The organism is Pseudomonas sp. LBUM1658 (assembly GCF_059716055.1).
Genome location: NZ_CP166798.1, coordinates 4,667,434 through 4,680,545 on the forward strand (window position 1 = coordinate 4,667,434; position 13,112 = coordinate 4,680,545).

13 protein-coding genes are annotated in these 13,112 nt (G+C 62.7%); all 13 read right to left on the reverse strand.

Features of this window, described 5'->3' with window-relative positions; genetic code table 11:
- The 13 genes from ACA064_RS21490 to ACA064_RS21550 all read right to left on the reverse strand — a co-directional run bounded on the left by ACA064_RS21490 (position 1) and on the right by ACA064_RS21550 (position 13,076).
- Positions 1–468, reverse strand: a complete 468-nt coding sequence (locus ACA064_RS21490) for a type II secretion system protein (RefSeq protein WP_497669925.1) — start codon at positions 466–468, stop codon at positions 1–3.
- A 3-nt stretch (positions 469–471) separates the two neighbouring features.
- Positions 472–2,316, reverse strand: coding sequence for a type II secretion system protein GspD (locus ACA064_RS21495; protein ID WP_497669926.1), 1,845 nt, complete (start codon positions 2,314–2,316; stop codon positions 472–474).
- Positions 2,313–2,831: a hypothetical protein gene (locus tag ACA064_RS21500; protein WP_497669927.1), complete on the reverse strand. Its 519-nt coding sequence runs from the start codon at positions 2,829–2,831 to the stop codon at positions 2,313–2,315. The genes ACA064_RS21495 and ACA064_RS21500 overlap by 4 nt, the downstream gene beginning before the upstream one ends.
- Positions 2,828–3,379, reverse strand: coding sequence for a GspMb/PilO family protein (locus ACA064_RS21505; protein ID WP_497669928.1), 552 nt, complete (start codon positions 3,377–3,379; stop codon positions 2,828–2,830). Before ACA064_RS21505 ends, ACA064_RS21500 begins: the two co-directional genes overlap by 4 nt.
- Positions 3,366–3,911: a PilN domain-containing protein gene (locus ACA064_RS21510; RefSeq protein WP_497669929.1), complete on the reverse strand. Its 546-nt coding sequence runs from the start codon at positions 3,909–3,911 to the stop codon at positions 3,366–3,368. Before ACA064_RS21510 ends, ACA064_RS21505 begins: the two co-directional genes overlap by 14 nt.
- A gap of 1 nt (position 3,912) precedes the next feature.
- The gene (locus tag ACA064_RS21515; protein ID WP_497669930.1) at positions 3,913–4,716 is read right to left on the reverse strand and encodes a hypothetical protein; all 804 of its coding nucleotides are present in this window, start codon (positions 4,714–4,716) and stop codon (positions 3,913–3,915) included.
- Complete coding sequence (locus ACA064_RS21520; RefSeq protein WP_497669931.1) at positions 4,697–6,409, reverse strand: GspE/PulE family protein; 1,713 nt, start codon at positions 6,407–6,409, stop codon at positions 4,697–4,699. The genes ACA064_RS21515 and ACA064_RS21520 overlap by 20 nt, the downstream gene beginning before the upstream one ends.
- 83 nt (positions 6,410–6,492) lie before the next feature.
- Positions 6,493–7,026 (reverse strand): response regulator, encoded by a 534-nt coding sequence (locus ACA064_RS21525; protein WP_497674304.1) that lies wholly within the window; start codon positions 7,024–7,026, stop codon positions 6,493–6,495.
- Positions 7,027–7,273: 247 nt separating this feature from the next.
- A complete protein-coding gene (locus ACA064_RS21530) occupies positions 7,274–8,230 on the reverse strand; it encodes a peptidylprolyl isomerase (protein ID WP_497669932.1) in 957 nt (318 codons plus the stop codon).
- 15 nt (positions 8,231–8,245) lie between these two features.
- The gene (locus ACA064_RS21535; RefSeq protein WP_497669933.1) at positions 8,246–9,817 is read right to left on the reverse strand and encodes a cytochrome c/ABC transporter substrate-binding protein; all 1,572 of its coding nucleotides are present in this window, start codon (positions 9,815–9,817) and stop codon (positions 8,246–8,248) included.
- Positions 9,818–9,832: 15 nt separating this feature from the next.
- Entirely contained in the window at positions 9,833–10,456 is a 624-nt protein-coding gene (locus ACA064_RS21540; RefSeq protein WP_497669934.1) for an SCO family protein, read from the reverse strand.
- Positions 10,443–11,105, reverse strand: a complete 663-nt coding sequence (locus ACA064_RS21545) for an SCO family protein (RefSeq protein WP_497674305.1) — start codon at positions 11,103–11,105, stop codon at positions 10,443–10,445. Before ACA064_RS21545 ends, ACA064_RS21540 begins: the two co-directional genes overlap by 14 nt.
- A gap of 21 nt (positions 11,106–11,126) precedes the next feature.
- Positions 11,127–13,076 (reverse strand): YncE family protein, encoded by a 1,950-nt coding sequence (locus tag ACA064_RS21550; RefSeq protein WP_497669935.1) that lies wholly within the window; start codon positions 13,074–13,076, stop codon positions 11,127–11,129.
- Positions 13,077–13,112 lie beyond the last annotated feature (36 nt).

The following is a 13,112-nucleotide window of genomic DNA, read 5'->3' on the forward strand; positions in this document are numbered from 1 at the left end:
TCACCACTCTCCGTAGGCAATGCCATTGAGGCCTTTGCCGCGTGCCAGGGAATAGACGTCGAATACATCTTCGCCTTCACGCGGGTTCTGCGCGGAACTGTCATACGAACGCAGCCCCCAACCGTCCTGGTCGCGCTTGGCCGTGACCAGCGGATCGCGTGGCAGGCGCCGCAGGAAATAGAACTTGGCGCCCTTGGCACTGCGCACGTCGCGCACGCCCTCCACCAGTACCTGCAGGTTCGGCGGATAGCCGTTACCGCTGATGGACTTTTCGATGTACCCGGCATCGGACGCCCGCTTATAGACATCGATGGCATCGCGAATCTGGTAAAGCGCGTTCTTCAGTTCCTGCTCCTTGCCGCGCCGAACCACGGTTTCGGTCAGCGGCGCGGCGATGCTCGCGAGCAGCCCGATCAGCGCCAGCGTGACGACCACTTCGATCAGCGTGAAACCCTGGCTGCGGTTCATGATTCAAGGCCTCGGGTTGTTGCGCACAGCCGCCAGCGATTCGGTGTCAGGGTCCGGTTCGACAAACTCCTTCGGATCCCTGGAGCGGTCCATGTTCTGGATATGCATGCTGGTTTCGGTGCCGGTCGGGAACTCCATGTCCGAAGGGCTCTGGTAAGGCAGATTGCGCACGATCCGCGGAGTGATCGACAGCACCAGTTCGGATTTGCCCACCGAATCCTTGTTGCTGCCAAACAGTCGGCCGAGTCCCGGGATATCGCCCAGGCCGGGAATCTTGTTACCGGTGGCGCCATGGTCATTGCGCATCAGACCGGCCAGCACCTGGGTTTCGCCGTCATGCAGACGCAGGGTGGTCTGGGCGTTGCGAGTATCGACCTGGACCGGAATCGTGCCCTGGCGGGTGGGTTCCAGCGGCGTCGCATTGCTGACTTCGAGGGCGATCTTGATTGCCACTTCGTTGTTCAGGTGAACGATCGGCTGCACTTCCAGTTTCAGACCGACGTCCAGGTAGGTGACGCTCTCGGTAATCACCGGCCCCTGGGTCGAAGGCATCGAGGTGGCGCTGATGATCGGTACTCGCTGACCGATATGGATGCGCGCCTGCTCGCGATTGCTGACGCGAATCACCGGACTGGCCAGGGTATTGATGTCGTTGTCCTGGGCATTGATCTTCAACTGCGGTGACGGCGAAATGGAGATCCGCCCGGAATCGATGCCGCGCAGTTGGTTGAGAATGCTCACCCCGGTGCCGTCGCTGTTGATCACGCCGAAGGTGTTCGGCCATTGCAGGCCGAGGTCGAGAATGCGTTGCCGGGACACTTCCATGACCTCGACTTCAAGCACCACTTCGGGGTTGGACTGATCCTGGGACTGGAAGAGCTTTTCGGCCATGCGCACCGCATCGGGGGTATCGCGCATGGTCAGGGTATTGAGACGTTCATCGACGAATACATCGCGAGTCTTGAGCATGGTCTTGACCATGTTCAGCGCGGTGTTGGAGTCGATGCTGGTCAGGTAGAAGGTGCGCATGACCAGCTCTTGATAATCTTTGATCTTCTGCGGCGAGTCGGGGTAAATCAGCAGGGTGTTGTCGTTGACCACCTTTTGATGCAGTTGATTCTGTTGCAGCAGCAGCTCCACCGCGTCTTCGATCCGCACATCGCGAACGAAGATCGTGGCCTTCATGTCCGGGCGCAGGTCTTTGTCGAAGATGAAGTTCAGGCCCGCGACCTGGGACAGCACTTCAAAGATCACCTTCAGGTTGGCGTCGCGAAACTCCAGGGTGACCGGACGATCCAGGCGCATGCGCAGTTGCGGATAAGGGACGACGTTGCGGCTTTGGATCTGTTCGATATTGCGGCGCAGTTCCAGCGCGCTTTCGTTTTTCGGGTCGAGGGCGAGGATGTCGCGAACCTGACGCTCGGCGCCAAAAATGTCGCCTCGGCGCAGGTTGGCCTGGCCCTGGCGCAGGTACTCATCGAGGTTGCGCAGCTGTTCGATCTGGCGCAGCGCGTCGCGGGCTCGAACGTTACTCGGTTCGATGGTCAGCACTCGCCCGTAGCTCACTCGCGCCGAGGCATAGTCACGCATGGCCCGATCCTGATCGGCCTCGGTCAACAGCGCCCTGACCGAACGGGCATGGCCGGCGCTCATCGCAATGTTCAGTTCGGTATCGCGCGGGTACTTCTGCAAGCCCTCTTCGAACCGGGCCAGTCCGGCTTCGTACTGACCCTCTTCGATCAGGGACATGCCTTCTTTTCTGGCGGAGCTGGCACCGCATCCGGCCAGGCTCAGGCAAACCGCGAAAACCAGGCAAGGCACGGGCAAGCCCCAAGGGAACGAGTTCATGGTGTACTCCCTACAGACAGCGTCTGGGACAGATGCAAGGGCAGGTAGACCAGGCTCAGCTCCGTGGCGGAGATATGCTCGATCCGATAGGTATCGTCGATAACGTCGCCAATGCGCACGACGTAGAGTTTTTCGCCGCTCTGCAGGAACAGCTGCAGATCGCTGCGATCGTCCATCCGACCGATGAACTGGAAAGGCAGTGGTGGAGCGCTCGGGGCAACTGCCATTGGCAGGACCGCAGGCGCTTGTTCGGTGACCGTCGCCAGGGTCGGCGCAGGTTTCCAGCTCTTGGCCGCAAACAGGTCGCGACTCATGTTCAGGGGTTTAGCCGCAAGGGCTGCCGCCTGCTGCGTAACTGCAGCGGATCGGGCCTTGCCGGCTTTGGCCGGTGACGCGGCAGTGCTGCTCGCCTCGTCAGGATCCTGCCCTTGGTCGAAAAACATCTTCGGCCCCCAGGCGAGCGCACCGGCGAGCGCCAGGAAGGCAATCCAGCCGAAGGTACGTTGTCTGTTCATTTGGACCTCGACAGGTACAGGGTCATGCGCAGGCGTCCGCTCAGTTCGCTGTCGGCAATGCGCTTGCGTTGCAGGTCGACATCTTCCAGCACCAGCGCCGGCAACTGGCCCAGCAGTTCATGCAGGAAGCGTCGCAGTTGCGGGTAGCTGCCGCGTACCGGGAGGAGAATCTGATAACGCGCCAGGTGAGTCTTCGGATCGACGCCCAGGGCGTACTCGCCGCGCGCCAGGGTGATCTTCTGTGCGGTGGCCAGCGCATAGATCCGGTCGATGGCCACGGTGGCTTCGGGCTGGGCCGGCAACTGGCGGTGAAACTCGTCCAGTTGCCGCTGGGGCATCATGGGCGCACTGACGCTGCCCTGTTCGATGCGCACCAGATAGTCGTCCGCTTCCAGACTGCGCTGGCGAACGTTTTCCAGGGCCTGCCAGCCAGGCACCAGGCCTACTGCGGCGTAGAGCAGCACCAGCAACATCAGCAGCGCTCCGGCCAGCCCGGGCCAGCCAAGGCTTTGCAGCTGTTCGTGAACGATCAATCTAGGGATTGCCATTGCTGATCTCCCAAGTGGCCGACAGGTTGAACTGCACCGAGTGATCGGTGGATTTGGCGAGGATTTCGTGGTTGAGCAACGACACGTCGCTCAGCTCCGCGCTGTTCTCCAGCAGCCGGTGAAACTCCAGCATGGCCTCCAGATTGCGTGCCTCGGCACTGATCCGGACCTGCCCCTTGCGCGCATCGGGGGTCAGTGAAAGCAGGGCGACATCGTCCTGGGGCAGCGACTCGAGCATCGCGAACAAGCGCTCCCAGGGCCGGCGCATCTGCTGCGAGACCTGGCGCATCTGGGCCAGATTCTGTTCCTGCTCGCGGCTCTCGGCTGGCGACAGGCCGGCCTTGCCGGGAACATCGCCGCCCAACTGGTGCTGGGCCTGCTGCAATTGTTGCTGCTGCAGTTGTTGCTGTTCGTCGAGGTGCCGATACAGTGCGGCGCAGGTCAGTGCCAACAGCACTGCGACGACCAACAGACTCGCACCGAGCAACCTGTTGTGCCGGCGTGGCTGGAAGTCGAGCTGTAGCGGGCGCATATCAAGCCACCGCCCGAGACATGTTGAACAACACATCACGCACGGGCACCGGCCCCGTGGCCTCGAGTGACAACTGCACCCCGGCCAGATCCGGCAAATCGTTCTGCCGTCCTGGTGCGTGCAGGTACAGGTTCAAGGCTGGCTGGGCGGGATCGTCCAGCAGTTCGCATTGGCGAGCGATCAGCGCCCCCAAGGCCTCGTCGCTGTCAGGGCAGCCCAGCGAGAGCACCGCCTGCCACTGTCCGGCGCGCTTGAGCAGCACCACACTGCGCAGCGGCTCGGCGACCACAAAGAGCAAGTCGCCCTGCCCCAGTTGGCGCTGGAAGCGGTTGAAGGCAGTCATCAGGTAGGGTTGAACCGAACGCAGATGCAGGCCGCGTTGAGTCGCCAGCGTGCGCAATCGCAGCAACAACTCTTCCGGCAAGGCCGCGGCGATCCGGCTCGAACCCGCCGCCTCGGGAGACAGCGCGATACTCCAGCGCTGCACTGAAACACCGTAGAGATCATCGAAGCAGGCCTGGGCATAGGCGAGCAATTCCCGCGGGCTGCTGATCTGCGCACTCCATGGAATCAGGCAATAACGTTGGTAATGCGCCGACAGCACCACACTCAAGGCCGCGCCCCGGGGCACATGCTCGTTGATCAGGCGCTCCAGGGTATCGAATGCCAATGGCCAGTCCGCGTAGCGCTCGCCGATCAAGCCGACGCTGCCCAACCAGTGGTTTTCGTTACCGCGCCGATGACCCAGGCCAACACCATTGGCACCGAGCACAGCGATATACAGATCACGAGACGAAAGTGACACGATTGATCTCCTCCAATGTCGTGCGCCCTTCGCGCACCAGCTCCAGCGCCGAGCTGCGCAACAGGCGCAGACCCCGGCTACAGGCCACGGCCTTGATTTTCGACAGGGGTTGGCGCTCGACGATGAGCTGGCGGATTTCGTCATCCAGGTGCAGCAGCTCGGCAATCGCCGTGCGTCCGCGATAGCCGGTACCACGGCAGTGGCTGCAACCGACGCCATGGACGAAGCGGTAATCGGCCACCGCCAGCGGGTCCAGCCCGGAGGCCAACAGCTCCTCGTGGTCTGGCGTGCGGACCACTGCACAGGCCGAACACACCAGCCGGATCAACCGCTGGGCCAGCACTGCGTTGAGCGCGGAAACGAAGCTGTAGGGGTCGACCTGCATCTGGCTGAAGCGGCCGATGACGTCGAACACGTTGTTGGCGTGAATAGTGGTGAACACCAGGTGCCCGGTGAGTGCCGACTGCACGGCAATCTGCGCGGTATCGGGGTCGCGGATTTCGCCGACCATGATTTTGTCCGGGTCATGGCGCAGGATCGAGCGCAGGCCGCGGGCAAAGGTCAGGCCTTTCTTTTCGTTGACTGGGATCTGCAACACCCCCGGCAGCTGGTATTCCACCGGGTCTTCGATGGTGATGATCTTGTCCACGCCGTGGTTGATCTCGGTGATCATCGCGTAGAGCGTGGTGGTTTTGCCGCTGCCGGTGGGGCCGGTGACGAGGATCATGCCATAGGGTTCGGCGGCCAACCGACGCAGGCTGCGCAGGGTCTCGTCGGCAAACCCCAGGGCCTGCAATTGCACGCCACTGACGCGATCGGCCAGGTCCTGCTTGTCGAGGACCCGCAGCACCGCGTCTTCACCGAAGATGCTCGGCATGATCGACACCCGGAAGTCGATCTGCCGGCCGTTGATACCGATCTTGAAGCGCCCGTCCTGAGGCACGCGCTTCTCGCCGATATCCAGTTCAGCCATGACCTTGACCCGCGAAATCACTTGGTCGGCGAACTCGCTGCCTTGAACCTTGCTGATGTTGTTGAGGACGCCATCGACCCGGTATTTGATCACCAGGCCGCTGCCGGTCATGCCCAGGTGGATGTCGCTGGCATGTATTTTCAGCGCATCGTAGAGGGTCGAGTTGACCAGTTTGACCACGGCGCTGGCGTCTTCGCTGATGCTGGTCAGCGACAGGCTGTGCAGGTTGTCCTTGTCGCGATCGTTGGCGCTGTCGGCCTGGGTATCCAGCGCATCGACGGCGTGAAAGCTCTCTTCATGACGGGCCAGACACATCTTGAGATCGGCGGCATGCACCAGATAGAGCGGCGCGCCCTGCAGGCGATCATCGATCCAGACAAGGCGCGCCGGGTCGAAGGGGTCGGCGAACACGCCGAGCAGTTGATCGCCATGTTGCAGCAGAATGAATTCGTGCTTGAGCGCCTGGGCCAGGCTGACCCGATCGAACAGCGGAGTCGCCTTGAACAGGCTTTCGCTGTCGAGTACCGGGTAATGCAGGGTGCAACCCAGGCAACGGACGAAGGCTGCCGGGTCCAGTTCGCTGAGGGTTTGCAGGGTTTCCAGGGCTCGCTCGCCAGAGCTGGCGGCCAGGGTCCTGGCCTGAGCCAGTTGTTCACTGGTGAATCGCGACGCTGCTCGAACGGTCGATACCGGCTCGGCAGCCAATGACAGACGCTCCATGACCTGCGCTCCAACGTCCCGGGGGCTATTGCCCTTTCGGCGCGGCAGGTCATCGGCGGGGGCCTTGAACGCTTATCGCGCCACTATTCCCCGGTTAGCAGTGGCCCGTCGTTGGCTGGAGGCGAACTCGACGACCTTCGTCGGCGATCCGCCAGGACCCAGCTACCGTCGTACAACTGCAGGGGGAAACTGTCACTCCTGCTCTGGCGACGTTCGACGAATCCTTCCGATATGGTTGCCCCTGCTCGAGGCTCGCGGCGTATGCCGACCAGGTCACAGACTGCGCGGGCCAGTTCCGCCAACGGGAACGGTTTGAACAGGACATGACTGACACCTAGCTGTACGGCGCGCTCACAGACCTCATTGGTCGGATGCGCAGTAATCAGCACAAAATGACAGTCCCTGTGTTGGCGGACAGCGTCGAGCACCTGAAACCCGTCCATATCCGGCAAACGGAAATCGAGCACTACCACATCGGGTACAAAGCCTTGGACTATTGCTATGGCCTTGGCACCGTCATGGGCGACTCGGACTTCCAGGCCTTGAGCCTCGAGATACGCTGCGAGGTTCTGCGCCAGGATCTGTTCGTCTTCGACTACCAGTACTTTGTTCAACAGGGCCGACTCCTTGAAACTGTTCAGATCCGATATCCGAACCTGGGAGTGCGTGCCTTACTAAGGCTTACGCACGCTTCATGCCAGGCTTGGCGCTAGATTTATGCTCTTGATTTGACGGGAGAAAATTATCCACTGCAACAGGCTTCCCCCAGAGCTGGGGAAGCTTGCGGGCTTGCTCTTCAAGCATTCCCCAACTGTGGGGACACGCCTGAGCGTTCCTCTATCCGTTCGGGTGCCAGCGTCAGCGCTAATCAATCCGTTCAACATGGCTCATGGATCGCAATTGCGCCAGCGCATTTCTTCGCGCCTGGGCCTGAGCCTGGCTGGCGAGATAAAGTCTCGCCATCGCCAGCGCCTGCTCCCGTTCGACATCCTGCACGGGCGAATGGTTCTCAACCAGAATCAAATGCCAGCCAAATTTTGTTCGCACCGGTTCGCTGACCTCTCCCGGCGGCAGGGCAAAGGCCGCTCCTTCGAATTCGGGGACCATGGTCGAGCGTGAAAAGTAGCCCAGATCGCCACCTTCACTGGCACTGCTGTCCTGGGAGACACTACGGGCCAGGGTGGCGAAATCGGCGCCCTGCTCAACCAGTTGCCGGCGCAGTTCGAGTAGCCGTTGACGGGTGGCCTCGACACTTTGCTGCTCAGCCCCGGCGTCAACCTTGAGCAGGATATGCCGGGCCCGGACCTGCTCCGGGCGAGTCAGGGCTTCAGGGTTCTGCTCGACCAGGGCCTTTACCTGGGCCTCGTCCGGGTCGGCCACCTGGCCCAGTTCAGCGTAGACCTGTTGCGCGGCCAGCTCGCGACGGGTGTACTCGACAATGCTCTGTTCATCGAAACCGGCGTCGCTCAAGCGCCGGGCAAAGCGCTCGCTGCCGAAGGCCTGGCGCAACCCGTCGACCTGCGCCTGAACCTGGCTGTCGCTGATGCTCACGCCGCGCTTGAGGGCTTCCTGCCACAGCAGTTCCCGATCGATCAGATCATTCAGCGCGGCATCATGCAGACGTTTATAAAGCGTCGGGCTGCGGATGCTGCTGAGCGCCCGACCCTGTGCCTGCAGGTACTCGGCAAAGTAGTGTTGCAGGCGCGTCTGGGTGATGGGTGTGCCATTGACCCGCGCCACCGGCGTACCGCCTTCGCTCACCGCGTACACCTGAGAAACCAACAGCAGACACACCAACCACAGCAGGTAGTTGCGTTTCATGATCCGACCTTGCCCTTAGGGCGTCGTTTCCAGCGGGATATAAGGGGCCACCGGATAGAACTGCAGCGACCCCAGGTCGACGGTGACAATATGGGCGCCGTTGAGCCCCATGCGTTTTCCCGGCCCGAAGCTGACCCGCGGGGTCAGGCCGGTATCAAAGTCATGCAGGCTTTCCAGCGCCTCGACCAGCGTCTCCCGGCTGACATCCCGACCAGCCCTTTTCAGCGCCTCGCCGAGCAGAGCCACCGAGCAATAGGCACTCACCTGCATCACCGCATGCTGACCATCGAGGCCTTGGCGCCGGCGCAGCTTGGTCAATGCCGAACGCCCAGGGGCGCTCCAGTCGCTGGGGATGAAGGGGTAGGCCAGAAACAATCGTCTGGAAAATGCCTCCGGCAGCTGCAGGATATCCCCGGCCACCTGGGCCGAAGAGGCGAACAGGTAAGGTCTCAGTCCGGCGTTGTGCAGGCGGCCGGCCAGTTCACTGAAGTGCTCGGCACTGCCCAGGTAAAACACTGAGCTGACGTCGCCGGCCGTACCGATCAGGCCGGCGCGGTCGTCCACCGAATACACCTGACGGCGCACGTCCTGCCATCCCTGGTTCTTGAGGTACTGCTGCAGAGTGCGGACCTGGAGCTCCAGCGAGCCGTCGGCGGGAGAGACGATCAGGACCGGACTCGAAGCCAGGGCCAGGTTATCGCTCGCGTAATTGGCCAGCGCGTTGAACTGCTCACGCAGCCCCGGCAGCGGTTCGAAGATCTGTCGGCTGGGCGCACTACTCGCTTCGAGCAGGGTCTGCGCGCCCACCAGCGGCACCCCGGCCGCCTCCAGCAGCTCGGGCAAGCGTGGGGCCAGGGCCGGCGCCAGCGGTGCCACCAGGGCAAACACCTGCTCCTCGTCGATCAGCTTGCTTAAGGCCTGCTCGGCGCTGGCCAGGTCCGGGCCGGGGTCAAGAATAATCAATTGCAGTTGTCGCCCATGGATGCCGCCGGCCTGGTTGATGCGGTCGATGCTGTCCCGCAACACCGCGGCCACGGTGTGACCCGCTTGCGCCAGCGGCCCACTGCTCGGCAACAGCGTGCCGAGCAGTAGCCGATCGTTGTCCAGGCCCGGATCGCGGTCGTCTTCCAGGCGTTTGAGGTAGGCCGCCAGGCTGAGCTGGTCGGCACTCGAGAGTACGAACCGGGGCATCGCCGGGTCGAGCCGATTGCCACTCGGGTCGAGCCCTTCGGTCACTGCCCGGAGCAGCGCGCGCTCATCGTAGGGCCGATAATTGCGGCCATTGACCTCGCGCTGACCGTAAGGCGCACTCAAGCGTTGCCAGGTGATGTTGGGTGGTCGCACTCCGCCTTCCGGGCGACCGCGACCATCGGCACCATGGCAATTGGCGCACGCAACCACCGAGCCGGGAACCAGGATGTCCGCCGCGCCGACCCGTGCCGAGACCTCGGCCGAACTGGCCGAGCGTCCCTGGCGATAAAGCCGTTTGCCGGCGCTTTCCCGGGGCGTCAGTTCGACAGCCATGGCCGACAGGGACAGGCAAAGGCACATCAGCAGGAACAAACATCGGCGGGTGCTGAGCCACATGCTATTCACCTGTTTTCAACGCCCGGCTACAGGCAGGGTCAGTAATTGCAGGCGCTGGGCGATCGCGGCGGGAGGAGCATCGGGGCGGACCCGACTCCAGCGCTTGTTCGCCACATCGCCGACGATGATCTGCGTCGAATGTTGCTCCGGGCTGGGCAACAGATGACCGAGCCGGCTCATCACCAGATCAATCTGCTCCTTGGTGCCGGTCAGGAACAGCCAGTGCGGGTCCACTGCCCCCTGCTTCTGCGCAAACGCCTTGAGCACGTCAGGTGTATCGCGCGCGGGATCGCTGCTCAGGGAGATGAAATAGACCTCGTTGGCCAGGGGCTCACCCATGGCTTTGCGCACTTCGGTGAGTTTGCGGGTGATCAGCGGGCAGGCATCGGTACAGTGAGTGAAAATCACGTTGAGCAGCACCACTCGGTTCTTCAGCACATCGCTGTAGAAGCGTAGCGTCTGGCCGTTCTGGTCCACCAGCGGCGTGTCGGTAAACCAGGTCAATGCGTCGTGGGTGCCGGTGGCCGGCGGCGCGACGACTGCCGGGGACGGCTCGCTGCTGTGTCCTTCATGGGCCATCGCGACCGAGATCAGCAACCCCAGGCAAAGTCCGAGGGCGATCTGCTCAATAAATTTCATAATGATTCTCCTGGGCGATGGCGGTAGGTCCGGTCGACATCCGTGGCGGGCTGAGGCGGTCGATCTCCTTGAGCAGCACCGCCGGATCGGTGAAGCCATAAAAGCGCATCCAGTGGTTGCTCTTGCCGTCGCCCACCAGAATCAACGGTGCATGATTCTTCAAATCGCCATCGCCGCTGCCCAGACCCTTGAGGGTCGCCTTGATGGCCGTCGGCGTCCCGGTCAGCCAGCTCCAGCCCGGCCCGTCCTGGAATTTGCGGGAGTAGTCGAGCAGGCGCTGCGGATCATCGCGTTGCGGATCGATGCTGATCGACACCAGCTGCACCTCGCGCCCGGCCCGTGCGCCCAATTGCTTGTGCACCTTGCCCATGATCGAGGACACCAGCGGGCAGACCGTGGTACAGCTGGTGTAGATAAAGCCCATGACCACAATGCGGTCGCTCAGCAGGTCCTGTTGCAGGTGCACCGGCCGGCCGTTCTGATCGATCAGTGGCACGTCGACGATTTTCACCTCGGTGCCTTGGGGTGCTACCAGCGGTGTGCCGTGGCTTGCATGCTGGCTGTGGTCCTCGGCCGAATGGGCCTGGGCCAGACCGGTCGAGAGGGTCAAGGTCAGCGCGCAGAGGCTGGGCAAGAGCCGTGAGGTCATTGGATGCATGATGACATTCCCTCAATGGGTAGACGGGCTGGTGGTCGCGGGAACTACCCGCAGGCTGGCGTAGGTGCTGCTGCCGAAGTCCGCTCCCAGGGACGCCGAGCGCACGTGCAGGTACCAGGCGCCGGGCGTGTCCAGTAGCAGTGGCGCTTCATAGATACCGTCGCCGACCTCAAGGGCCGCGACTTCCAGCGCCATGGAAGACGGCGCGAGGAAATAGCGCAGCCGGACATCCTTGACGCCGCTGCGCGGCTCCAGGCTTTTCGGCTGCACCAGCCGCACGCGGGCCATATACGGATGGCCCTGGGGCACGCTGAATTTATCGAGCAGAAACTCCACCCGTGGCAGGGCGAGGCTCTGGTCCAGCGTCGGGTTGGGTTCGACCTGGGTGGTGAAGCAGTGAATGATCTGCGGCTGGTTGATCAGGAAAGCCACGTCGAAGCGCCCCGCTGCCGGCAACTGGACTCGCGTGCTGTAAAGCCCCGGTTCGACTTCGCGCAGGCTGCGGTCGATGACCATGGCGGCGCGGGCGGTATGACCGCGATTGGGGTAACCGGACATCGGCGCGTTCATGCCTTCGGCGTAGAAATAGGTGGTGTTGTCCACCGGGTTGACGACAAATACCGAGTTGTCCTCGCGCCCCGGCGTCAAGCTTTGCGCCAGTGGCAAGTCGCCGGCCTGGCGCGGCGCGGCCGGACCCGCCTCGAAGCCCTGGAGAATGGGGGTGCGGTTTTGCCCCAGCGAACCCAGGTTGACCATCGTGACCTTGGGCGAAGACAGCCCGCGGATATAGGCGTACCCCGCGGTGAACGTCACCTGATAGGGTTCGGCGGAGACGTCCAGGCTGTGGATCAGGCTGTCGCTGGCGGCGTCGATGACCAGCGCGCGGTTGTCCAGGGTATTGAGCACAAAACCAAAACGCCCGTCGCTGCTGAAGCGCATCGGACCAAGGCCCTGATTGCCCTTGATGACCTTGCGTTGCTTCAGGCTGCGGGCATCGATCACGGTAATGCTGCCGTCCTTGCCATCGGCCACATAGACCGCTTCGGACAGCGCCGAATAGGCCACGGACAACGGATGCGGGCCGGTCTTGATCTGCTCGCGCAGGGTTAGCGTGGCGATGTCGATGACACTCAGGGTGCCGCTGTCGCGGTTGCTGACGAAGGCCTGCCGCGAATCCTTGCTGAAGGCGATCTCATGGTGACCGACGCCGGTCGCCAGATGCGCCAGGGGCTTGAGTGAATGGCTGTCGATCACCGTCACCCCGCTGCTGCCGGCATCACGCGAGTCATTGCCGACCCACAGCAGGCGTTCGTCCGGTTGCAAGGCAACCCGCAGCGGCTCGGCGCCGGCGGCCACGTTGCCGATCACCTCGAATTTCTCAGCGTCGATTACCGCAATTTCGCCCGCCGCCGGCATGGAGACGAATACCCGTTTGTCGTCGCCGCTCCTGACCCAGTCCATCGGCACCTGCTTGAGGTCGATCCGTTTCAGGGTGCTGGTGACGCCGCCCACCGAGACCGACGGATCGATCACCGTCAGGCTCGCATCCTTGTTCAGCACCAGCAGGAAATACCGGGTCAGGTCGAGTAACGGCCGCGCACCGATGTTGCTTTTGAGAAACATCGCGACCCGCGATTTGCAGCTGTTTTGCGGCTCCGCATCGCTCAGCCCCAGCAGGCTCGGGTCGAGCCAGGCGCCGGGCGCGATACCCGACAGTGGCTGACCCGAGTGGCTGTCGATGACCTTGAAGCGCACATCGGCGAAGCTGCCTTCCATGAGCGAGGCATGACCATCGACCGGATTCATCTGGAACTCGATGGACACGCCATCGCGAACCAGACGTTGCCCCTGGGGACTGACCTCGACCAGCGGCGCATCGCGCCGGGTCAGCAACCATGCGCCCAGACCGGCCAGCAACAACGCACTGCAGACTGCGATACAGCGTGTAGTCGTTCTATTCACTGCTTGCTCCTTGAATGGCTGAGTCCGGGCTATTGC